Raw genomic sequence first — 23,041 nt, 5'->3', positions numbered from 1 at the left:
CACAGGCCCGCATCCGTGCGACGGACCGGGCACAACATTTCGGAGAACAGCCACCGGACCCGGACTCACAGCGCTCACGTTCCGCCAATTCGCGCGGAACGGCCGCGCTCCATTGTGCTCAGGACATGAATCCCGGCCAAATGCGCGGCCGGAGACCCCGGGTGGACGAAATCCGTGTCAGTCGAGCACGGGCGCGGGCGCGGCCCCGGGCGGCGAACATATCCGTTCACACTCGGTACAGCGCGGTCACCGCGGCGCCCCCGCGTTCGACCCGACTCCCGGCTACGCCTTGTCGGAGACCAATTCCCCCGCGTACGAATGCCGTTCGCGATCGGTGCCGGAGATCGTGCCACTGCCGAGGACCTCGTCACCATCGGTGTCGGGGCGGTAGAGGACCACGGCCTGGCCGCGGGCCACGCCGGTGAGGGGCTCGCGCAGGCGGACCACCAGGCCGTCGCCGTCGGGTTCGGCCACCGCGGGGGCGGTGCCGCCGTGGGCGCGGACCTGGGCGACGCACTCGATCGGGCCGTCCGGGGTTTCGCCGGAGGTCCAGATCGCGCGGTCGGCAAGCACCGTCCACACCTCGAGATCCTGGGCCGAGCCCACCGTCACCACGCCCGAGTCGGGGTCGATCCCGGTGACATAGCGGGGCTTGCCGTCGGCGGCCGGCCCGGGCAGGCCCAGGCCCTTGCGCTGACCGATCGTGAACTCGTGCACACCCTTGTGATCACCGAGCTTGGTGCCGTCCGCGTCGAGCACCGCGCCGGGGCGGATGCCGATCTTCGCGCCCAGGAACGCCTGGGTGTCGCCGGAGGGGATGAAGCAGATGTCGTGGCTGTCCGGCTTGTTCGCGACGGCGAGCCCGCGCTCGGCGGCCTCCTCGCGAATCGCCGGCTTCGGGGTGTCGCCGACCGGGAACATCGCGCGCGAGAGCTGATCCGCGGTGAGCACCGCGAGCACGTACGACTGATCCTTGTCCGCGTCGACCGCGCGGCGCAGCACGCCGTCCTCGAGCCGGGCGTAGTGCCCGGTGACCACGGCGTCGAAGCCGAGCGCCACCGCGCGATCGGCCAGCGCCGAGAACTTGATCTTCTCGTTGCAGCGCAGGCACGGGTTCGGAGTCTCCCCCGCGGCGTACGCGGCGACGAAGTCGTCGATGACGTCTTCCTTGAAGCGGTCGGCGAAATCCCAGACGTAGAAAGGGATTCCGAGCACGTCCGCGGCGCGCCGGGCGTCACCGGCGTCCTCCTTGGAACAGCAACCGCGCGATCCGGTGCGCAGCGTGCCCGGCGAGGCGGACAGCGCCAGGTGCACGCCCACCACCTCGTGTCCGGCGTCCACGGCGCGGGCGGCCGCTACCGCGGAATCCACACCACCACTCATCGCGGCAAGTACTCGCACTAGAAGCCTCCTTTCGCCCCGGCCATGCCGGCCGCCTTCGCCCGTTCGACGACCTGCGGCAGCGCGGCCAGCGCGGCGTCGATGTCGGCGTCGGTCGAGTTGTGTCCCAAGGTGAATCGCAGCGACCCGCGCGCCAGCCGCGGTTCCACACCCATGGCGAGCAGCACATGGCTGGGTCCGGCGACACCGGCGTTGCAGGCCGATCCGGTCGAGCATTCGATCCCGGCGGCGTCCAGCAGCATGAGCAGCGAATCGCCCTCGCAGCCGGGGAACGTGAAGTGGGCGTTGCCCGGGAGCCTGCGCTCACCGGTCGCGCCGTTGAGGATGGCGTCGGGCACCGCGGCCCGCACGCCGTCGATGAGCCGATCGCGCAGCCGCTCCAATTCGACGGCGCGGACTCGCATTCCGGCGACGGTCTCGCGCACGGCCGCCGCGAGCCCCACCGCCGCGGGCACATCGGAGGTGCCCGAGCGCACGTCGCGCTCGTGCCCGCCGCCGTGCAGCAGCGGCACCGCACCGACCTGCCGGCCCAGCAGCAGCACCCCGACCCCGTGCGGCCCGCCGACCTTGTGGCCCGCGAAGCTCGCCGCGGCCAGTCCGCTGCGGCCGAAGTCGATGGGCAGCTGCGCCGCCGCCTGCACGGCGTCGCTGTGCATGGGAACGTCGAATTCCTGTGCCACGGCGGCCAAGTCGACGATCGGCTGGATCGTGCCGACCTCGTTGTTGGCCCACATGACGCTCACCAGCGCGACCTCGTCGGGGTGCGCCGCGAGGGCGTCGCGCAGCACGCGCGGGGTGATGATGCCGTCCGCGTCGGCCTCGAGCCAGGTGACCTGCGCGCCCTCGTGCTCTTCGAGCCACTCCGCGGTGTCGATCACCGCGTGATGCTCGACCGAGCTGACCAGGATCCGGGTGCGCCGGGGATCGGCGTCGCGCCGCGCCCAGTAGATGCCCTTGATCGCGAGGTTGTCGCTCTCGGTCCCGCCGGACGTGAAGATCACTTCCGAGGGCCGGGCGCCGAGCCCCGCGGCGATGGATTCGCGCGCTTCCTCGAGCAGCCGCCGCGCCGCGCGCCCCGACCCGTGCAGCGAGGAGGCGTTACCGCCCGACCCCAGCACAGCGGTCATCGCCTCGACGGCGACCGGGAACATGGGAGTAGTGGCCGCGTGATCGAGGTAGACCGTCTGGGCACCGATGGACCCCGGGAAAGCCGACTTCATGACTGATAAAGGATAGCCGCCGCCGTCTCGCCGATATTCCCGCCGTGCCCGCCAGCCACACAACCCCACCCCGATACCTCCGCCAGGTCGATCATCACGCAGGCAAGACAACCACAATCGGGGCTTGCTCAGGACTGCCGGGCACGTTCGGCGAAACACCGCGGATGCGGGGCGCGACCGGGCGATCACCGGGCGCGGGGCGGCTCGGGGTCAACCGCGAGTGTGCCGTGCCGCGCCCACTGCCGTCGTTTCGTGCCCCGCGCCCGGGTCGGGCGTCATGACGGGCAGTATTCGGTCGAGCACCTTCGGGGCATCGCAGCCGCGCACCTCGGGAGCGTTCGGTTCGACGGCGGCGGACTCCCGCTGCTCTCCCCCACCGGCGCGCAGCAGCCGCTGCCGGGAGAGTTGCGAGTCGATGACCGCGCCGAGCAGCAGCGCGAAGTTGGACAGCCACATCCAGACCAGCACGATCACCGCGGCGGCCAACGAGCCATAGAGCCGGTTGAAGGAATCGAATCGGTCGGCGTAGAAGGCGAACCCGAGCGATCCCGCGATCCAGGTCGCCACCGCGAGCAGACTGCCGGGCGTCAGCCACCGCAGGCGCTGTCCCGTCACATTGGGTGCGGCCCAATACAGCAGCGCCAGCACCACACTCGCGATCAAGGCCAGGAGAGGCCAGCGCAGGACCCGCCAGACGTCGAGCACGGTCGAGCTGACGTGCAGCGAACCGCCGACCCGGGTCGCCACACCGGCGGTGAGGGCGAATCCCACGACGACCATGACGATCGCGGCGACGAGCAACACGCTCAGCACCAGACGGAGCACGATCGTCTTTGCCGCCGAGCGACTTTCGGGAACCCCGTACAGCGCGTTCGCCGCGCGCATGAAGGCCCCGAGGTAACACGAGACCGTCCAGACCGCGAAGACCAGCCCGATGATCGCCACCGGTCCCGACCAGTTCGCCGAGGGCTGCAGGTGTCGAATGGACTCCGCCAGCGCCGTTCTGCCGTCGGCCGGGCCCAGCCGCCCGGCCGCCTCCGCGATGGATTCGGCCGACCGGGGTTCGAGCAGCCCGAGCACCGCCATCGCGATCAGCAAGGCGGGGAACAGCGACAGCATGCCGTGGTAGGTGAGCGTCGCCGCCCGATCGGACAGCTCGTCGGACCAGGCCGCCCGGACCGTATGAATCGCCACCCGAACCGATCGCGCCCGCATGATCGAGTACCGCCGGCCCCACTGCTGCTTGACAGTCAACCCCACACCTCCCGCACCGTCGTGACCGACCACGCCCGTTTCTGTACAAGGACGTATGACCCACGACCGGCCTCCGGTAAACGCCCGGCGGCCGAATTGCCAGCACCGGCACATCTCCGCTTGCCGCTACCGCCCGCGGAACGAGCACACGGGCCGAGCCCGCCGCTCGCCTAGTGGTCAGCGGTAGTCAAGGCGGTATCCGAGCACAGCGGAGCGATGTTCCGCAGTCCGCCGGTGGTCGGTGAGGTGAGGTACAGGCAGGGATCTTCGCCGGCGTCGGTGATGGCCGTGCGGACCCGGTCCCACTGGTCGGGGGCCAGGGCGGGTGTGCGCGACAGGACGAAGCCGGACAACCGATAGGGGTCGGTGACCAGTGCCCACGAATAGTCCGCGCCGAGGGCGGTGACGATGTAGTTCGTCGGGCCGTATCGCATGTCCTGGGTGGGCACGCCCGGAAAACTGACATGCAGCTGCGCGCCCGTGTCCGGATCGTTGACCGTTGCCGTACCGCGGATCTCGTTCAGGGTTCCGCCCCAGGTGGTGCAGGTATTGCGCACCGAAACATCACCGGCGGCATCGAGGTCGTACTCGGCGCGGGTGTCGCGCGCGCAGACCAGGTTGAAGTACTGCGGGATCGCGGCGAGCTGATTCCAAGCGCCCAGGTAGCGGTCGAGTTCCAGTTGCGGAACAGGTGCGGGCGGCGCGGCCGAGGCCGGTGCGGACAAACCGGCGGCGGCGATGGCGGTGGCCAGCATGGTCAGGGCGACGGTCGAGCGAGCAGGACTCACGATGTTCCTCCTTGGTCACTTGCTGCCATCCTAGCCATTATCGATGCATAACCGATGCATTCATCCTGGAGCGCGAATGATCGCGGTCGACGCCGAAGTTCACCCGCGCCGGGCGAAGCGCCGTCGCCGAGCCCGGTCGTATCCTTCCGCCGAGGGTCTTCTCGATATGCGTCAATCACCCAACGAGGAGCGGGCATGTCGGTGCTGGTACCCGAGAGCCAGCGGCGCACGCTGGACGAATTGGTCGACCGGCTCGACCTGAGCACCGGGGACACCCGCGCCAAACGGTCCGCGTTCTGGATCATGCTCACCCTGTCCGCGGTGATCGCGGTGTCGGGCGTGGTCGGGGACTCGACGGCGACGGTGATCGGCGCGATGATCGTCGCGCCGCTGTCCGTGCCGATCCTCGGTGTGGGACTGGGCATCGCCACCGGCCGGGCCGCGCTGATCGGGCGCAGCCTGCTGTTGGTCGGCGCGGGCATCGCCCTGGTGGTCGCGATCGGGTTCCTGTTCGCGCAGGTGCTGCCGAGTCCGGACGACGTGCTGTCCAATTCCCAAGTGCTGGGCCGCACTTCACCCAAGCTCATGGATCTGACGGCCGCCCTGGCGACGGGGCTGGTCGGCGTGATCGCCATGACCCGCCGCGACGTGGGCGATGTCCTGCCGGGCGTGGCTATCGCCATTTCGCTGGTGCCGCCGCTGGGTGTGGTGGGCGTCTGCCTGGGCTCGCACGCACCGGGTCTGGCGCTCGGAGCCTTCGTGCTCTTCGCCTCCAACATGGTGGCCATGATCATCACCGCCACCGTGGTGCTGATCGCGACCGGCTACGGCCGCCAGGCCGGGGTCGCCGCCGCCCGCCGCGGCCGGGCCTACGTCGTGCTGACCGCCGCCTTGATCCTGGTCGCGGTGCCGATGGTGATCAACACCATGTCGACCCTGTGGGCGGGACAGATCTCCGACGCCACCCGCGCCTGGCTGAACGGGATGCCCGGCGCCGAGGTCACCGGCGTGACGCTGCACAGCGACACGGCCACCATCTCGGTGCTCGCACCGGGCGATCTGCCGCCGGCCGACGACCTGCAGAGCCGGGTGAACGAACTGGTCCCCTGGAATCCGCGGGTCGTCATCGTGCACACCGTCGGCAGCCGCATCGGCGACAGGTGATCGCGGGGTCAGTCCTCGCTCGGGGTGGTCAGGCTGCTGGTGCCGTGCAGGCTCAGGGCGGTGACGGTGAGCACGGTCCCGCCGATCATCAGGAAGCCGACGAGCGCGGCGACGACGAGCGGGGAACGCAGACGGGCGAGGGTGCGGCGGACGATCGTCATGACGGCCTCCTGGGACGTGGACTCGTTCGCAGCCCACCTTGACAGCCCGCGGCCGACACGAGGGGCGATGACACCTGAAGGGTTCTTCAGGAAGGATCTGCCACGCTTGACCGCATGCGCCTGCTGATCGTGGAGGACGAGAAGCGGTTGGCCGACGTGCTGGCCAAAGGGTTGACCGCGGAGGGGCTGGCGGCGGAAGTCGCCTACGACGGCCTCGACGGACTGCACAGAGCCCGGGCCGGGGACTACGACCTGATCATTCTCGACATCATGCTGCCCGGTATGAACGGCTACCGCGTGTGCTCGGCGCTGCGCACCGCCGGGATCCCCACCCCGGTGCTGATGCTGACCGCCAAGGACGGCGAGTACGACGAGGCCGAGGGCCTGGACACCGGCGCGGACGACTATCTGCGCAAGCCGTTCTCGTACGTCGTGCTGCTGGCCCGGGTGCGGGCGCTGCTGCGCCGGGGCGGGCGCGAGCGGGCCACCGTGCTGCAGGTCGGGGATCTCGTGGTCGACCCGAACACGCACGGCTGCCGGCGCGGGATCCAGGAGCTGCCGTTGACGGTGAAGGAGTTCGCGGTGCTGGAGTACCTGGCGGCACGGGCGGGGCAGGTGGTGCCCAAAAACGAGATCCTGGACCATGTTTGGCACAACGAGTACGACGGCGACGCGAACATCGTCGAGGTCTACATCAGCGCGCTGCGGCGCAAGATCGACGCCCCGTTCGGGTGCAGGTCGATCACGACCGTGCGCGGCGCGGGATATCGACTGACATCGGGCCATGACTGAACCGCGGTGGCTCGGCTCGGTTCGCGCGCGCACCACGTCGGTGGCGACCATGGTGGTCGCGGCGGCGATGATCGTGGCGGGGGCGGCGGTGCTGCTGGTGTTGCGGCACAACCTGATCGATGCGGCGAGCCTGCACGCGGAGATGACGGCGCGCGAGGTGGCGGCCCAGATCACCACGGGCGCCGAGTATTCCGCGCTCAGGCTGCCGGATCCCAATGACCAACCGGTGCAGGTTGTTTCGGCCGACGGGCGGGTGCTCGCCGCCGACGAGGAGCTGCTCGGGCTGCCGCCCTTCGCGAGTTTCGCGCCCGCCGCGCCGGTCGAGGACGCGAGCGCGGACGACCTGTGGGAGGACGGTGAACTCGAACCGGGCTCGGTGACGGGAGCGACGTTCCGGGACATGAAACTGCCCGTGGCCGAGGAGGATACCGGCAGCTACGACTTCCGGGTTGCGGCGATCGCGGTCACCGGACCGGACGGGCGGGCGGTGACGATCTATTCGGCCGCCTCCCTCGCCACCGCGGACGAAGCGGTGCTGGAGGTCCGCGACGCCATGCTCATCGGACTGCTCCCGCTGCTCGCCCTGGTGGCGACGGTGACCTGGTCGGTGACCCGGCGCGCGCTGCGGCCGGTGGAATCCATCCGGGCCGAGCTCGTGGAGATCATGGGCGGCGACCTGTCACGGCGCGTGCCGGAACCCTCGTCGCGGGACGAGATCGCCCGGCTCGCGGCCACCACCAACGCGACGCTGGCGGCGCTGGAGGAGTCCGCGCGCCAGCAGCGGCAGTTCATCGCGGACGCCGCGCATGAATTGCGCAGTCCCATAGCGAGTTTGCGCACGCACCTCGAGATCTCCCAGGCGCATCCGAACCTGCTCGATCTGGACGGGCTGCTCGACGACACCGTGCGGCTCGGGCAGCTCGCCACCGATCTGCTGCTGCTGGCTCGCCTCGACGCGGGTGAGCGGCCGCGACCGGATCGGGTGGATCTGGCCGTGCTCGTGCGAGAGACGCTGCTGCGGCGCATCGCCGATCGCCAACCCGTACGCGCCGATCTGCCGGACGCACCGGTTGTCGTGCTGGGCAGCCGAATTCAGCTCGGTCGCGTGCTGGACAACCTGGTGGACAACGCGCAGCGGCACGCGTCGAGCACCGTCCACGTCACCGTCCGCGCGGGCCGGACCGTCGAACTGGCCGTGGCCGACGACGGGCCGGGCGTACCCGAGGCCGACCGCAAACGGATCTTCGAACGCTTCGTGCGCCTGGACAACGCGCGCAGCCGGGACCACGGCGGAACCGGGCTGGGACTGGCCATCGCGGGTGATGTGATCAGGCGGCACGACGGGTCGATCGAGGTGAGCGAATCCGCTTGCGGGGGCGCGTTGTTCATCGCTCGCTTCCCTGCCGCCGACCACGAGAGCGGCGTGACCCGTGGGCCGGCGACCCGGCCGGGCGCGATCGGGCAGCACGCCCGGCACGCCGAGCAGCCCGGGATCGGCGGGTGCGCGCTCGACGCGAATGCCCGCGTCCCGGAGCATCTGGAGACGGCGGGCGGAAGCTGACGAGCGAACCGGGATGCCCGGGGTTCGAGCGTGGTGGCGGCGGCCGGCTCGCTATCGAAGGTCGAGGCGGATCAGGTCGCCGGACTCGGTGGCCAGAACCAGTTCGTGCGGAGCGTCCGGCGCGGACGCGAGGGCGGTCGCGGGCTGGCCGGACAGGACCGTGCAGGTCGCGCCGGTGCGCGGATCGAGCCGGATCACCTGGCCGAGTGTCGTTGCCACGTAGAGCGATTCGCCCGCCGCCAGCAGGTCGTCGGGGAGGGCGGTGCCCGCGAAGAGCAGATCGGCCGCGACCTCGGCGCGGTCCGGGGCGTCCAGCGGGATGCGCAGGACCCGGGCCGTCGGGCTCGAGGTGACGGTGACATACAGGTCGGAGCCCAGGATCGCCGCGCCGTTCAGGGTCATGCCGTTGACGTTCTTGGCCAGGTCGAGGTTCTTGGGGGCGGCCGCGTTCCATGCCGAGTCGGCCGCGCCGCCCGGCAGCAGCCGGAGGACGCCGAGTCTGCTGTCGGCGATGTACAGGCGCCCGGCGGCGTCGAAGTCGAGGCCGTTCGGCATGCCGAGTCCGGTCGCGTACGGCTGCGCCACGGGGGATTCCGCGTCCGGGTCGAAGCGAACGACCGACCCGTTCAGGGTGGGGGTGACCAGATTCCAGGGCAGCACGCCCGACGCCACGTACATCCAGCCGTCCGGGCCGAGCCGCACCGCGCCGGGGGCGGGGACCGCGACCGTGGCGGTCAGCCGGCCGGTGGCGTCGTAGCGCTGCACCTCACCGCGCAATATCCGGGCGACCCACAGGTTCCCGCGAGCGTCGTAGCCGAGGTTCTCCGCCCAGTCGAGCACCGGCGCCGTCGCGCGCACGCCGCCGACCTGGACGGCCGGGGCACAGCCCGGTGCGGCGACCCCCGCCACGTCCCCCGGCCGCGCGGACGCCTGCGCACCGCCGGTCGTGATCACTGCCAGCGCGAGCAGCGCCGCGATCGGCAGTCCGCCCCCGGTTCGGTTGCCGCGCATAGTCGATCGGCGCACGCGCCCACCCCTCTTCATTTACGATACGATCCGTAAATTAAGTAGCATGATCGGGTGCCGAGTCAAGACCCCGCCGCCCCGCCCCCGCGCGGCCGCCCCCGCCGCCCCGGCATCGACCACGACATCCTGCGGGCGACCCTGAACATCCTGGCGGCCCAGGGGTACTCCGCGCTCTCCCTGGAGGCGGTCGCGAAGGCGGCGGGCGTCACTCGCCCGACGATCTATCGCCGCTGGCCCGGCAAGGCCGCCCTGGTCGCCCACGCCCTCGCCGCGGGCCTGCCGCCCCTGGCCGCCCCCGACACCGGCGATCCCCTCGCCGACCTGCGCACGGTGGCCACGAACTTCATCACCGCATTCACCGAAAGCCCGCACGCCCCCGTGACTTTCGTCCTGCACGCCGAGGCCCGCCACGACCCCGAGCTGGCGAACCACCTGTTCGCCTCCTACCTCGCGCCCCGAGCCGCCGCCGTCCACACGCTGATAACCCGGGCGCAGGCCACGACCCAGCTCCGCGCCGATCTCGCCCCGGACCTGATCCGCGACCTGATCTTCGGCCCCCTGGTCTACCGCTGGCTGGTGGCGGGCGAGCCCATGACCCGCGCGGCCGCCGACCAGCTCGTGGAGCTGTCCTGCCGCGCGGTGGCCCCGTAACCTCCGGCAGCTTCCCGCCGTGGTCGTACCCCGTCGAATCGGCTGTATCTCAAGTTGTTTCGATCGTCCGCTCGGGATCGGCGGCGTTCAGGGTCAGCACGGTGTCGGCGAGGCGGTCGATCACCTCGGTCTGGTGGCTGATCAGGATGAGTGCCGTTCCGGCGGAGCGCAATTCGTCCAGGAGATCCACTATGCGGGCGCGGGTGCGGGGGTCGAGGGACGAGGTGACCTCGTCGCAGATGAGGACGCGGGGTTCGGCCGCCAGCGCGCGGGCTATCGCGGCGCGTTGTTGCTGACCGCCGGAGAGGCGGGCGGGGTGGCGGTTCACCAGGGGCGGGGCGAGTTCGACGCCGGTGAGGAGCTCGAGGGTTCGGGTGCGGGCGGCGGAGGCGGAACTGTTGCGCAGCAGGCGTTGTGGACGGTCGATCTGATCACCGATGCGGTACGACGGGTTGAGCGAGGTGGCTGGGTTCTGGAAGACCAGCTGAATCGCCCCGCGCTGGTCGAGGGTCCGGCGATCGACCCGGGGCGGCAGGACCGCGCCGTCCAACTCGATCTCACCCCGTACCGGAACGTGCAGGCCGGCCAGCGCCCGGGCCAGGGTGGTCTTGCCCGCCCCGGATCTCCCGGTGATGGCGAGGCACTCCCCCGCCCGCAGCGAGAACGACACCCCCTCGACGACCGGAGCGGCACTACCGCGATGCGCCACGGTCAGATCCCGCACCCCGATCACCGGCCGGCTCCCCGGCTCGCCATCGGAATCCCGCACTTCGGATGCCGACAACTCCTGTCCGACAACGTTGTTCACCGATTGGGCGGCCGTCGCGGACGGCGCCCGCGCAGGCGCCACTCCTGCCGGATCTTCCGCACGCGTCATCCGCGTGCTCTGGCCGGAGGCCGAATCCCGCACGTGCGGCGGCGAGAGCGCGGCTTTCGGCGTCGGGACGAGGACGCCCGCCGCCGCGCCGGACGCGGTCAGGGATGCGACGCGGCCCGAATCCAGTTCCAGCACCTGATCAATGAGCGGGGAGAGGGCGTCGAGATCGTGGGTGATCACCAGCAGGGTGGTCGAGGTGGTGGCGCGGACCCGGGTCAGGGTGTCGAGCAGGAGGGATCGGGTCCGGGCATCGAGGCCCGTGGTCGGCTCGTCGAGCACCAGCAGGGCCGGATCGCCGAGGAGAGCCTGGGCCAGCAGCACCCGCTGTTGCTGGCCGCCGGAGAGCTGGTGCGGATAGCGGCGGACGAAGGCGCGATCCGCGGGGAGATCGACGCGGCGCAGGGCGTCGGTGATCACGGCGTCGCCGTCGACATTCCCGTGCAGTCTTGCCATCTCGCGCAGGGCGACGCCGATGCGCAGGGCGGGGTTGAGGCCGGTCGCCGGGTCCTGCGGCACGTAGCCGACGCTCCGGCGGCCCGCCCGCCGGTGCAGGCCGACCGCACCGGAGACGGTCATACCCGCGGGCAGCGCGCCGAGGGCGGCCAGCGCGAAGGTGGTCTTGCCCGCGCCGGACGGGCCGACCACCGCCAGGCTCGAGCCCATCGGCAGTTCCAGCGAGATGTCCTCCAGCACAGCGTGTCCGCTCGCATCGCGGACGGTGAGCCCGGTCATCGACAAACCCGTGCCGGCCGCCGCGTCGACCGGCCGGGGCGGCACACTCGGCGCGCCCGCGCCGTAGGCCCGATCGGTCACCATGTTCACCGACACCACCAGCACCATGATCGCCAGCGCCGGGGCGAGCACCGCCCACGGCTGCACCCCGAACCCGGGCCGGTTCTCGGTGATCATCAGCGCCCAGTCCGAGGACGGCGGGCGCATGCCCAGGCCGAGGAAGCCGCTCACCGCGACCAGCGAGATGGTCGCCGACATGCGCACACCCGCGTCGGCGAGCAGCACCGGCCGGAGATTGGGCAGCACCTCGACCACGGCCAGCCGCCACAGCGGTTCGCCCCGCGCGCGAGCGGATTCCACGTAGCCGGATGGGGCGAGTTCCAGTACCCGGGTCCGCACGATCCGGATGATCCACGGCACCGACGCCAGCGCCGCGGTCAGCGCGATGGCGACCGGTCCCGCCCCGACGGCGGTGGCGATCACGGCGATCAGCAGAAACCAGGGAAGCACGATGACGGCGTCGGTCGGCCGCATGATCCAGCGGTCCCAGCCGCGGCGCAGGCCCGCGAGCAGGCCGAGCCCCACACCCAGCACGTACGCCAGCACAAGGGCGGGCAGCGCGATGGCCAGCAGCGGCAGCCCGCCGTGCAGCACCCGCGAGAACACATCGCGCCCGACCACATCGGTTCCGAACAGATGCCGACCCGAAGGCGATTGGAACGGCGGCCCCGCCGAGGCCGTCGGGGAATGCGGCGCCAGCACCGGTCCCAGCACCACGAGCAGCAGCATCGCCGCCAGAATCAGCAGCCACAGCGACCGGAGACGACCCGTCATACCCGCCCCCCCATCGCCGCGTGCCGCGCACGCGGACTCACCAGCAGCGTGAGCAGATCCGCCAGCAGGTACACCCCGATCCCGACCCCGGCCAGCAGCACCGCCGCCGATTGCACGAACGGGAAGTCACGAGCCTCGATGGCGCGCAACAACTCCTGCGAGAGCCCGGGGAACGCGAAGAGCGTCTCCACCACCGCGACGCCGCCGATCAACCCGACCACCGATCCGGCCAGCGGATGAATCGAGGCCGACAGCGCATTGGGCGCGACATGGCGCAGCATGAGCCGCGGCCCGCCGATTCCGTTGAGCCGCAACGTCTGCACGTAGGGACTCGCCATGACCTCGGTGGTCTGCGCGCGCACCATCCGCACGGGATGCGGCAGCAGCCCCAGCAGCAGACAGATCACGGGCAGCACCAGGATCTCCGGCCGGCTCCACACGCTCGCACCGGTCGGCAGCAGCGACACCGCGGGCAGCAACCGCAACGACAGCGACACGGTGGCGACCAGCAGCACGCCGAAGACGAAGGAGGGCATGGATTCCACCGCCAGCGACCCGACGCTGATCAACCGATCGGTCCGCGTCCCCGGCCGCGCACCGGCCAGCAGACCGAGGGCCAGCGCGATCGGGATCAGCAGGGCCGCGGTGACGGCCGCGAGCGCCACGCTGTTGCCGACCCGCCCGAGCAGCACCTCGGCCACCGGCCTGCCCGAGATGAGGGAGTCGCCGAAATCGCCGTGCACGAACCCGGCCAGCCATTCGGCGAACCGCACCGGCGCGGGCCGGTCCAGTCCCAATTGCGCACGCAGGGTGGCCAATTGCTCGGGCGTGGGGTCGCCGCCGCCCGCCCGCGACAGGATGACCGTCGCCGCGTCGGAGTCCAGCGACTCGAACAGCCCGAAGATCAGCAGCGCGACGACGAACAGTACGACGATCCCGCCGCCGGCCCGCCGGGCGGCATAGGCGATCACGACCGCCGAATCATTGCTCGGCCAGCCAGGTGGTCGCGTAGTTGGCCCAGTCGTCGGTGCCCGGCACACCGTCGCGCACCCCGCCCACATGGATGCGGGCGGCGTCGGGCCGCTTGGCGAAGCTGTGCAGGATGTAGCCGCCCTCGTCCCAGAGTTCCTGCTGGAGTTCGCGATACAGCGTCGCCCGGCGGGCCGGATCCATGGCCGCGCGCGCCTGCGCGAACTTGGCGTCCCAGCCGGGCCGCTTCCAGCCGGTGCCGTTGCTGGGCGCGTCGCTGGTCATCGTCTGGCCGTAGAAGTAGTCGAGACTGTAGTTCCACCAGCCGATGTGGGACAGTGCGGCCTTCCCGCTGACCTGTGAGAAGTACGTATCGGCGGGAACCGATTCGAGCTTGATCGTGATGCCCGCGGCCTTGGCCTGCTCGGCGAACAGCGTCGCGGATTCCAGCATGCCCGGGAAGCCGTCGGCGGTCGGCAATGTGACCGTGAGGTTCTCCTTGCCCGCCGCGCGCAGCAGTTCACGCGCGCGCTGCGGATCGTAGGCGCGCTGGGGCAGAGCGTCGTTGTAGAACGGCGCACCCTTGCCGTAGATGTCGTTGCCGAGCTCGGCGTAGCCGTAGTACACCGAATCGACCATCGCCTGACGATCCACCGCCAGCCGCATGGCCTGGCGCACCCGCACGTCGTCGAACGGCGCGGTGTCCACCCGCATCTGGAACGCGCCCATGAGACCGGCGGGCGGGGTCACGACCGTGATGTCGCCGTCCCCCGACAGGTTCCGCGCCTGCAGGTACGAGATCTCGTGCACCACATCGGCTTCCCCGGACAGGAAGGCGTTCACCCGGGCCTCGGTCTCGGCGATCTGGATGATCTCGACCTCGTCGAGGAATACCTGCCCGCCCCAGTACTTCTCGTTGCGGCGCAACAGGGTCCGGTCCCCCGGCGACCACTTGACCAGTGCGAACGGGCCGGTGCCCACCGGCAGCACCGAGCCGTCGATGGCGCCGGTGCCGTCCTTGACGATGTAGCAGTACCAGCCCGCGAGCACCGAACCGAAGTCCGCCAGCGGGGTTTTCATCTGCACGGCCAGCACGAGATCGCCCTCGGTGCGGGTGCGCGACATGTCGACCGCCGACAGGTCACCGGAGGACTTCTTCGCCGGATCGAGCATGCGCTGGAAACTCCACAGCACATCGCGGGCGGTCAGCGGGGAACCGTCGCTGAACACGACGCCCGGGCGGAGCTTGATACGCCATTGGCTGCCGTCGGCATTGGGCTCGATCGATTCGGCGAGCCGGTACCGCAGGGTCAGGTCGTTGTTGTACGCGACCAATTTGTCCCACACGTTCTTCGATACCGCGCCGCCGGCCGAGCTGCCGGCCTGATGCGGATCGAGCACGTCCGCGCTCGCCGAGCGCCCCGCGATCACCGTCCGCAGGCGGCCGCCCGGCCGGGGCGGACCCGAGGCCGCGGTCCGCGCGGCCGTATCCGAGCCGCAGCCCGCCAGGACGCCGGTGGTACCCAGCAGGACGGCTCCGAGCGCGCCCGCGCTGCCGAACAGGAATGTACGGCGGCCGGCAACCGGCCGCCCCGGTGTGTAGTTGTTCATCAATCCTCGTTGGTGTGATCCCGATACCGCGGGCGCAGGTATCCTGGCTCCCGGATCGACACACCCCGCCGGCCTTCCAACCTGGGCAGGTCGTGGCCATTACTCGGCGGATTGCTCCCCGGTGACAGTTGCGGGACAGCCCCGGATTCACACCGGTGTTCCCTACGCCGGGTACCGACCCTACGGGACGGAACGGGCGCGCGGGGACGCACATCCGGCGGCCGGCGACCGCCGCGCGCGGGTTACTCGACGACCGCCGGGGCGGCGCAGCTGTCCGGTACGGCGACCAGCGAGCACGTCACCGGCGCGCGCGTCGGCCGGTAGCCGCGCGGGACCCCGCCGTGCGCGGTGATGTCGCGGTAGGCGGCGACGCCGTCGGTGGGATGCCTGGTCAGGCTCGGATCATGTTGGGCGTCAACGGTGTACAGGCCGAAGCGGGCCGCATAGTCGCCCCATTCGTAGTTGTCGGTCAGGCTCCAGTAGTTGTACGAGACGACGTCGACGCCGTCCTGTTTGGCGCGCTGCAACCAATACACGGTGTCGCGCAGATGATCCCCGCGCGTGTACCCGTCGTCGCGGACGCCGTTCGGGCCCGTGGCCAGTCCGTTCTCGATCACGCGGATGGGTTTGCCCGGGAAGCGGGACGCTATGTGGCGCAGCACGTAGTAGATGCTCTCCGGGGCCTGGGTGCTCTTCCAGAATTCGCCCGTCGCACCGTAGGCGGCGGACAGGTCGGTGATCGAGGTCGAGTAGTAGTGATCCACGCCGATGAAATCCAGGGTGTCGCGCATCGGCTCCGGAAAGAGCTGCTCCAGCATCGATTGCACGCCCGGGATGGGAATGTAGGCCAGGTTGGAGGACACCTCGGCGTCCGGCTGCACGGAATGGATGTAGCGGTAGATCTCCCGGTGCGCGGAGACGATGCCGTCCGCCATGCGCCCCGCGTTCTCCAGGCGCAGGCCGCCGTACATGAGTTCGCGCCGGACGTATTCGGTCGGCTCGTTGAAGGTGATCCACAGCGGGCGCGCCCAGGAGTATCGGTCGACCACCCGCCGCGCGAAATCGACCAGTTCCGAGGACATCTCCGGTCGGTTCCACCCGCCGCGATCCACCTCCCACCCCGGATGGACCCAGTGGTTCAGGGTGATCATCGGCCGCATGCCGGATTCCACGATCCGGGCGATGACCGCGTCGTAGAACGCCCATCCCGCCGAATCGTCGCTGCCCGGAGCGGTTTCCACGCGGGACCACTCGACCGAGGTGCGATAGATCCGCACCCCCAGCCCCCGTGCCCGCTCGATGTCCGCCGCGTAGTTGTGGAAGAAATCCACCGAGTTCCCGATGGGCTCGCGCACCCGCCCCTGATCCCCGTAGCGCAGCCAATTGGAATCGGCGCTGTACCCCTCGGACTGAAATCCGGACTGCGCGACGCCGAACTCGAACTCGGGCCCGAGCCCCGGCGTCTCCGCCCCGGCGGGAGCGGTCCCCACCACCGCCATCGTCGCGAACGAGAAGGCCGCCGCCACCCCCGCCGTACACACCTTCGACCACCGCTGCCGCACTTCGACCCTCCGGTCCACCGAGCTCTACCGATACACCGGCGCATCGAAACACGCCGGTGTACGCGGTAGTATGCGGCGCGTCCCGCGATGTGCGCCAGGAATCGCGAACAAGACTCCGGGACAGTCGAATCCGTGTCCGGGCGGCCGGACGCGCCTCAGCCGCGGTCGGACAGGGTCGCCGAGGGTTGCAGCAGGCGTTCCTCCAGCGCCGCCACCTGGGCCGCGACGCGCTCGTGCTCGGCCAGGTGGACCAGGTCGGCGAAGGTGCGGTCGATACCCGCGTCGGCGATGGCGCGTTCGCAGCGGCGGGCCAGGTCGTGCCGGTCCGTGCCGGGGGCGAGCACCGGGCGCAGCGTGATCTCGGCGACGACGCCGCGTGAGCGCAGCACCCGCCGGATCGAGTCGGCCATGGTGTCGATGCCGACGAACGCGGGCACGGTGGACACCTCGCCGTGGGCGTCGAGATAGCGCAGCTGGATCGGCTGCACCGGCGTGCCGGTGTCCACCGCGGCCTGGAAGAGAGCGGGACGCAGGTGACCGTGGGCGCGGCCGCACCAGGTGGTGCCCTCGGGGAAGATGCCGACGCGTTCGCCCGCGCGCAGGCGGGTGGCGATCTCGGCGATGACGCCGGGCAGGGCGCGCAGGCGTTCGCGTTCGATCGGGATGACGCGGACCTTGCGGGCCACCGCGCCGAGCACGGGCCAGTCGATGAGATCGGCGCGGGCGACGAAGGACGTGGGCTCGACCGCGGACAGGGCCATGACGTCGGTCCAGCCGATGTGCGGGGCGACCACGAGCACGCCCCGTGCGGCGTCGGTCGTACCGGACTCGGTATCCGACTCCCCCGCGCGAACCGTGTCGGCGCTGTCCCCGGAGGTGCGGTTGTCGATCACTCGGACGCGGATTCCGCAGCAGTGCAGCAGGGTTCGCGCATAGCCGCTCTGCAGCGCCGCGCGGCGACGGCGCGGGGTGAGCACGTGGGCCAGCGGGAAGGACGCCAGGACCGCGCCGAACCCGAGGATGCGGGCCGCCATGAGCAGCGTGCTCGCCTCGGGCGCGGTGCGCACGCATTCGGGACCGCAGGGGCTGTGCGGCATCCACGCGTGCGCGCTGGATTCAGCGGGCGGACAAGACAATCCGGCCGTTCCGGGGGAAAGCAGGGCAGGCATCATGATTCATCACCGGGCATCCATACTGGCGACCGCGGACTGCAGGCGCTCCAGGTAACGGGTATTGACGGTCGACAGACCGAGCAGGGCAACGAAATCGGCGACCGCGAAATCCGGGTCGTGTGCCGGTTCGCCGCAGATCTGGGCGTTGAGTCGCAGGTAGCCGTTCATCAGCGCGGGCAGCTTGGGGCGCGCCGGCGGCTCGATCTCGTCGAGTGTGCGGCCCTGCACGACGACCGGGTTGTACGGGCGCACATGCCGTTCCGGCGCCAGGCCGTGCTTGCGCAGAATCAGGTCGCGGACCCCGCGCACGTTCGAGCCGGGCAGATCCTCGGGCGTCTGCTGCATGGGGACCGAGACGCAGCCCATGATCCATTCGTAACCGGTCAGCTGGATGTAGTGCAGGATGCCCGCCCACATCAGCGTCAGCACCGAACCGTTGCGGTGATCGGGCACCACGCAGGCGCGGCCCATCTCCACCATCCGGTTGCCGACCGGATCCAGTGCGCTCACATCGAATTCGGTGGCGGTGTAGTAGCCGCCGGCGGCGGTCACCTTGTCCGGGGGCAACATGCGGTAGCAGCCCACGAACTGATCGGTGAGTTCGTCGCGGACCAGCAGGTGATCGCAGTGATCGTCGAAACGATCGGCGTCCAGTCCGTGCTCGTTGTCGGGGATGGCGAAACCCGGTTCGGCGGCGAACACCTGGTAACGCAGCCGCTGCGCGGCCTCGCGATGCTCGGCATCGGAGGAAACGACCAGGGAGTACTGCGAACCACCCGGGGTACGAGGGGGTTCCGGGCGCACGAGGGGGGAAGACGCTGCGGGGAGCAGGCTGGACTTCGACACTGCCATGCTGGTCATGTCGTTGATCAAGCCAGGCCCAAACTGCGCCGGAGCGACCGCCAGATGGCGCGTCGATGCCAGTCCGATGAACGCGGCGGGGCCGCAACCCGGAGTTCATCGGATCGCTTCCGAACGTTCCCTACCAGGACAAACGCTCGTATTCCGGGTGGGTACCGGGCCCGATTCGAGGCTGCCGCGACGCCCGGCTTCGGGGCGCGGTCCGCCTCGGGCTGCGGATGAGAACGCGAGCCTACGCCACCGCCGCGCCCGGGTGCGCACCGGGTCGGCGGCGGAACAGCAGTGCGGTGTCACCGAATTCGTGCCAGAGGTATCCGGTGTCGACGGCCGCACGGTAGGCGCGCCCCACCACCTCGGCCCCGGCGACCGATTCCAGCAGGTGCAGGTGCGAGGCCCCGGGCGCGTGCCAGCCGGTGATGAGGCCGTCCACCACGCGGGCCGGGCGCGAACCGTCCAGCACCAGCGCGGTCCAGCCTGCGGTGGCGTGCACCCGGCCCCGATCGTCGGCGGCCGACTCCAGGGCGCGGGTCACGGTGGTGCCGACCGCGATCACCCGCCCGCCCGCCGCGCGGGTCAGATTCACCAGGCGCGCGGTGAGATCGGGGACGACGAGCCGTTCCGGATGCGGCGGCTCGCCCGTCTCCGGCGAGGAGACCCCGGTGTGCAGGGTGATCGGAGCCAGCGCGATACCGCGGGCCACCAGCTCGGTGACCAGCGTCTCGGTGAACGGCCTACCGGCGCTGGGCATTTCGGCGCTGCCGGGCTCGCGGCCGAAGACCGTGCGGTAATAGTCCGCCGACCACCGTTCCGGGACATAGGAGTAGGTGATGGGGCGGCCGTGCCGGGCGAGCAGCTCCCGGACCTCGGAGTCGACCTCGGCCACCCACAGGCGGGTCGCGCCGGGCAGCCACGGCTCCCGCAGCACCGCGGTGGCGTCACCCGGAAGCCGCAGCCGGGCACCGGATTCCGGCGGCCGCCCGGCCCACGGGGTGCCCGCCGGATCCCGAACCTCCACCACCCAGCGGTGTCCGGTCAGCCACGTGGAGAAGTGCAGCACCGCGGGCACGCCGTCGAGTTCGGCGTCCACCGCCGCGGCGAGCATCGCCGAATTGTTCACCACCACGAGGTCTCCCGGACGCAGGAACGCCGGCAGCTCGCGGAAACGGGCGTGAGTCAGGGTGTCGCCGTCGCTGACCAGCAGGCGTACTTCGTCGCGCGCGACCCCGCGCGCTTCGGGCGGCCTGGTCGCCGACAGCTCGGCGGGCAGGGTGAAGTCGAGGCCCGCCAGATCGACCGTCATGACGCCACCACCAGTTGCGAGGCCGCGTAGCGTCCGCTGGGCAGCTCTCCGCCGAGCAGGCGCAGCAGGGCGGGGACGACCGTATCGGGCTCGGGCCGGTCGGAGATGTCCTCACCGGGGAACGCCGCCTGATGCATCCCGGTGCGCATGTCGCCCGGATCGAAACCGTAGATCCGGAGTTCGGGATGCTCCACCGCCAGCACGGCGGTGAGTTGATCCAGCGCCGCCTTGGTCGCCCCGTACCCGCCCCAGCCCGCGTACGCGGCGACGGCGGCGTCCGAGCTGATGTTCACCACGACGCCGTCGGCGGCGCGCAGCGCGGGCAGGGCGAGTTGGGTCAGGGCGAGGGGCGCGATGACATTGGTGTCGAACAGGGTCCTCAACTCGGCCAGGGGGTAGCGCTCGAGCGCGGGCAGCGGACTGGGACCGAGCCCACCGGCGTTGTTGAGGACCAGGTCCACCGGCTCGCCGCCGAGCGCCCGGACCAGTTCGCGCCGATGCGCCGGATCCGCGATGTCCCCGGCCACGGCCGTCGCGCCGGTCGCGGCCCCCACCCGCGCCAGGCGTTCGGCCCCGCGTGCGGAAATGACCAATTGCCAGCCCCGGGACGCCAGTTCGAGCGCGACGGCCCGCCCGAATCCCGCCGACGCCCCGGTGATCAGTGCCTTCTTGTTTCGCTCCATACGGCCATGGTTCAACCTCAACTTATATTGAGGTCAATGGCATCGGCCCGCCTTCTGCCCAGGGCAGAACCGGGGCCTCCATCTCGTTGCCGGCGCCGTCCCGCGCTCGGGACTCACCCACGCCTGCCTACGCGAATTTCGCCGCAGCGGGCCGGGTTCGGCGAAGGGGGCGGCGGCGAGTGGCCGCGGTCCGCAGCGGGAGCGCACCCCGGATCAGCGCCCGGACCGTGCGCGCCAGGCCGCGGCGGACTCCAGATTCGCCAGCGGATGCAGCATCTCGTAGTCGAAGTCCGCCAGCGCGACACCCGATCGAACACGCTGCGGCAGATCGGGATTGGCGAGCGCGCCGCGTCCCAGGGTGAGCACGTCGGCGTGCCCGCCGGTCAGCACCGCCGCGGCCTGCTCGAGCACGTGCATGCCGCCGTTGGCGATCACGGGCCGGCCGGATACCGCCCGCGCCAGCTGGGTGATGGTGTCGCCGCTCGCGAAGCGCGAGGTCTCGATGAAATCCTTTCCCTCACTGGCGACGTGCAGGTAGTCCGCCGCGCTCAGCGCCGCGAACACCACGCGGGCGTCGGCCTCGCCGCCGGGCCAGCGGTAGCCGAAATCGTTGACCTTGGTCTGCGACAGGCGCACGCCGACCGCGAGGTCGCCCCCCGCCGCGCGCACCGCGTCCAGCACCCGGGCGGTGAGGCGGATGCGATCGGCGACCGCGCCGCCGTACTCGTCGGTGCGCAGATTCGTGTAGTCGGTCAGGAACTGGTCCAGCAGATAGCCGTTGGCGCCGTGGATCTCGACGCCGTCGAAGCCTGCCGCGCGGGCGTTCGCGGCGGCGGCCGCGAATCCGGCGACGACCTCGTCGATGTCGCGGGCGGTCATCTCCCGGGGTGCGGACCAGGCGCCGCCCGCCCCGCCGTAGTCGGCCATCATCTGCCCGCGCGGCGGGACCGCCGAGGGGCCGATGGTCTCGAATCCGCCGGCGTTGCCCTGCGAGATCGCGCCCGCGTGCATCAGCTGCGCGATGATCACCGCGCCCGCCTCGTGGGCGGCCTCCACCACCGGCCGCCACCCGGCCACGTGCGCGGCGGTGACCAGGCCCGGCTGGCCGAAGTAGCCCTGGCTGTGGGTGGCATCGGTGTAGACGCCCTCGGTGATGATCAAACCGAAACCGCCCGTGGCGTATTCGCGGTAGTACTCGGCCATGGCCGCCGTCGGGGTGCCGTCGGCGGCGGCGGACACCCGGGTCATGGGGGCGACCGCGAGCCGGTTGCGCAGGCGCAGCGCACCGAGTTCGACGGGCTCGAGCGCGGGATGGGTGGACTGCCTGGCGGCGGTGGTCATGCGAAGGTCTCCTCGAAAAGCGTTCGACGTTGTTCGGGAAAACCCTCATCGACCGCGCGCACGGGCGCCAGCGCCTGCCTCACCGCTGACTCGCCAACCTGGGTCCGGCAGAACTACCCTGGCTGTTCGACCTGGTCGGCGGACGGCGAATCGGGGTTGTCCGCGGACAGGAAATCCCGCAGCGCGCGGTGGGCCGGGGTGCCGGGCACGGCGGTGTAGGTCACCAGTGCGCGAGCGCCGGGATCGCCTATCAGGGGCAGGAATTCGTAGTTCAACTCGATCGGGCCCAGCACCGGATGCCGGAAGCTGTAGCTGCCGAACGCGACGTCGGTGACATCGTGACTGCTCCAGAGTTCGTCGAATTGCCTGCTGTTCGACCGCATTCGCGCGATGAACTCGGTGAACTCCGGATCGCCGGGGCGATGGCCGGCGCGCAGGCGCAGGTCGTTCGCGATCTGGCGGGCCAGGCCGGGCTGCTGTTCGGCCAGCAGCGCGTGGATCTGCGGATCCAGGAAGACCAGGTGTGCCCAACTCCGGTGCGCGGGAGGCACTCCGGCGAAATCCACGCCGAAGAACAGTTCCGCGGCCCGGTTCCAGCCGAGGATGTTGGTGTGGTGGCCGACGATGTAGGCGGGGATCTGCTCCATCGCGGCGAGCAGCGCGTGCAGCGCGGGGCGCAGGGCGGGAGCGTCGTCCGTATCGCCGGGGGTGTGCGGGGGACGGGCCAGGTTGTACAGGTGGGTGCGCTCGTCCGCGCTCAGGCGCAGGGCGCTCGCCACGGCGTCCAAGATCGCCGGTGAGACGTTCTCCAGTCTGCCCTGTTCGAGCCGGGCGTAATAGTCGACGCTGACGCCGGCCACCTGGGCGAGTTCCTCGCGCCGCAGACCCGGCACGCGGCGCCGGGTGCCGAAGAAGGGCAGGCCGACGTCCTCCGGGCGCAGGCGCGCACGACGGGAGGCCAGGAACCCTCCGATGTGCTCTGCGCTGTCCACGAGTACCGAATTCTAGGGTGGGTCCGGCAGACCTCGGTTCGGCGGCCATCGGTTGCGGCGGCACTGGTACCCCGATCCGCCGCCGGACA

At 70.9% G+C, this 23,041-nt stretch carries 20 protein-coding genes and 1 riboswitch; of the genes, 4 read left to right on the top strand and 16 right to left on the bottom strand.

Going from position 1 to position 23,041, the window contains the following annotated elements:
* Positions 1-282: 282 nt before the first annotated feature.
* From mnmA to ABZ319_RS05665, 4 genes are all read right to left on the bottom strand, one after another.
* Complete coding sequence (mnmA, locus tag ABZ319_RS05680; protein ID WP_354985135.1) at positions 283-1,401, bottom strand: tRNA 2-thiouridine(34) synthase MnmA; 1,119 nt, start codon at positions 1,399-1,401, stop codon at positions 283-285.
* Complete coding sequence (locus ABZ319_RS05675) at positions 1,401-2,621, bottom strand: cysteine desulfurase family protein (RefSeq protein ID WP_354985134.1); 1,221 nt, start codon at positions 2,619-2,621, stop codon at positions 1,401-1,403. The genes mnmA and ABZ319_RS05675 overlap by 1 nt, the downstream gene beginning before the upstream one ends.
* A gap of 210 nt (positions 2,622-2,831) precedes the next feature.
* Positions 2,832-3,875: a YihY/virulence factor BrkB family protein gene (locus tag ABZ319_RS05670; protein WP_354985133.1), complete on the bottom strand. Its 1,044-nt coding sequence runs from the start codon at positions 3,873-3,875 to the stop codon at positions 2,832-2,834.
* 170 nt (positions 3,876-4,045) lie between these two features.
* Positions 4,046-4,630, bottom strand: coding sequence for a lipocalin family protein (locus ABZ319_RS05665; protein WP_354985174.1), 585 nt, complete (start codon positions 4,628-4,630; stop codon positions 4,046-4,048).
* 228 nt (positions 4,631-4,858) lie between these two features.
* Here ABZ319_RS05665 and ABZ319_RS05660 point away from each other — a divergent pair, with 228 nt between their 5' ends.
* Entirely contained in the window at positions 4,859-5,827 is a 969-nt protein-coding gene (locus ABZ319_RS05660; protein WP_354985132.1) for a DUF389 domain-containing protein, read from the top strand.
* 8 nt (positions 5,828-5,835) lie between these two features.
* On the opposite strand, the gene ABZ319_RS05655 is transcribed toward ABZ319_RS05660, so the two are convergent.
* Positions 5,836-5,988, bottom strand: a complete 153-nt coding sequence (locus tag ABZ319_RS05655) for a hypothetical protein (RefSeq protein WP_354985131.1) — start codon at positions 5,986-5,988, stop codon at positions 5,836-5,838.
* A gap of 114 nt (positions 5,989-6,102) precedes the next feature.
* On the opposite strand from ABZ319_RS05655, the gene ABZ319_RS05650 reads away from it, so the two are divergent.
* Entirely contained in the window at positions 6,103-6,780 is a 678-nt protein-coding gene (locus tag ABZ319_RS05650; protein ID WP_354985130.1) for a response regulator transcription factor, read from the top strand.
* Positions 6,773-8,341 (top strand): HAMP domain-containing sensor histidine kinase, encoded by a 1,569-nt coding sequence (locus ABZ319_RS05645; RefSeq protein WP_354985129.1) that lies wholly within the window; start codon positions 6,773-6,775, stop codon positions 8,339-8,341. The genes ABZ319_RS05650 and ABZ319_RS05645 overlap by 8 nt, the downstream gene beginning before the upstream one ends.
* 51 nt (positions 8,342-8,392) lie before the next feature.
* Here ABZ319_RS05645 and ABZ319_RS05640 read toward each other — a convergent pair whose 3' ends face one another.
* A complete protein-coding gene (locus ABZ319_RS05640; RefSeq protein ID WP_354985128.1) occupies positions 8,393-9,367 on the bottom strand; it encodes a hypothetical protein in 975 nt (324 codons plus the stop codon).
* A 54-nt stretch (positions 9,368-9,421) separates the two neighbouring features.
* Here ABZ319_RS05640 and ABZ319_RS05635 point away from each other — a divergent pair, with 54 nt between their 5' ends.
* Positions 9,422-10,018 (top strand): TetR/AcrR family transcriptional regulator, encoded by a 597-nt coding sequence (locus ABZ319_RS05635; protein ID WP_354985127.1) that lies wholly within the window; start codon positions 9,422-9,424, stop codon positions 10,016-10,018.
* Between the two features lie 49 nt (positions 10,019-10,067).
* On the opposite strand, the gene ABZ319_RS05630 is transcribed toward ABZ319_RS05635, so the two are convergent.
* The 10 genes from ABZ319_RS05630 to ABZ319_RS05585 form a co-directional block, all read right to left on the bottom strand.
* A complete protein-coding gene (locus tag ABZ319_RS05630) occupies positions 10,068-12,461 on the bottom strand; it encodes an ATP-binding cassette domain-containing protein (protein ID WP_354985126.1) in 2,394 nt (797 codons plus the stop codon).
* Positions 12,458-13,432: an ABC transporter permease gene (locus ABZ319_RS05625; RefSeq protein ID WP_354985125.1), complete on the bottom strand. Its 975-nt coding sequence runs from the start codon at positions 13,430-13,432 to the stop codon at positions 12,458-12,460. Before ABZ319_RS05625 ends, ABZ319_RS05630 begins: the two co-directional genes overlap by 4 nt.
* A 10-nt stretch (positions 13,433-13,442) precedes the next feature.
* A complete protein-coding gene (locus tag ABZ319_RS05620) occupies positions 13,443-15,041 on the bottom strand; it encodes an ABC transporter substrate-binding protein (protein WP_354985124.1) in 1,599 nt (532 codons plus the stop codon).
* 36 nt (positions 15,042-15,077) lie between these two features.
* Positions 15,078-15,205, bottom strand: a riboswitch (cobalamin riboswitch).
* Positions 15,206-15,283: 78 nt separating this feature from the next.
* Positions 15,284-16,540: a family 1 glycosylhydrolase gene (locus ABZ319_RS05615; RefSeq protein ID WP_354985173.1), complete on the bottom strand. Its 1,257-nt coding sequence runs from the start codon at positions 16,538-16,540 to the stop codon at positions 15,284-15,286.
* Between the two features lie 218 nt (positions 16,541-16,758).
* Positions 16,759-17,772 carry a lysophospholipid acyltransferase family protein gene (locus ABZ319_RS05610; protein ID WP_354985123.1) on the bottom strand — a complete coding sequence of 338 codons (1,014 nt, stop codon included), beginning with the start codon at positions 17,770-17,772 and terminating at the stop codon, positions 16,759-16,761.
* 9 nt (positions 17,773-17,781) lie between these two features.
* Positions 17,782-18,636: a GNAT family N-acyltransferase gene (locus tag ABZ319_RS05605; RefSeq protein ID WP_354985122.1), complete on the bottom strand. Its 855-nt coding sequence runs from the start codon at positions 18,634-18,636 to the stop codon at positions 17,782-17,784.
* A 232-nt stretch (positions 18,637-18,868) separates the two neighbouring features.
* Positions 18,869-19,936 (bottom strand): S-adenosylmethionine:tRNA ribosyltransferase-isomerase, encoded by a 1,068-nt coding sequence (locus ABZ319_RS05600; RefSeq protein WP_354985121.1) that lies wholly within the window; start codon positions 19,934-19,936, stop codon positions 18,869-18,871.
* On the bottom strand, positions 19,933-20,619 hold the full coding sequence (locus tag ABZ319_RS05595) for an SDR family oxidoreductase (protein WP_354985120.1): 687 nt from the start codon (positions 20,617-20,619) through the stop codon (positions 19,933-19,935). The genes ABZ319_RS05600 and ABZ319_RS05595 overlap by 4 nt, the downstream gene beginning before the upstream one ends.
* A gap of 213 nt (positions 20,620-20,832) precedes the next feature.
* Positions 20,833-21,960, bottom strand: coding sequence for an NADH:flavin oxidoreductase (locus ABZ319_RS05590; RefSeq protein WP_354985119.1), 1,128 nt, complete (start codon positions 21,958-21,960; stop codon positions 20,833-20,835).
* Between the two features lie 113 nt (positions 21,961-22,073).
* Positions 22,074-22,952 (bottom strand): helix-turn-helix transcriptional regulator, encoded by an 879-nt coding sequence (locus ABZ319_RS05585; RefSeq protein ID WP_354985118.1) that lies wholly within the window; start codon positions 22,950-22,952, stop codon positions 22,074-22,076.
* Positions 22,953-23,041 lie beyond the last annotated feature (89 nt).

It is taken from the genome of Nocardia sp. NPDC005978, assembly GCF_040614455.1.
In the GTDB taxonomy this organism is placed as follows: Bacteria; Actinomycetota; Actinomycetes; order Mycobacteriales; family Mycobacteriaceae; genus Nocardia.
The sequence above is the reverse complement of the archived record's forward strand: the minus strand, read 5'-3'. Positions and strand labels throughout refer to the sequence as shown.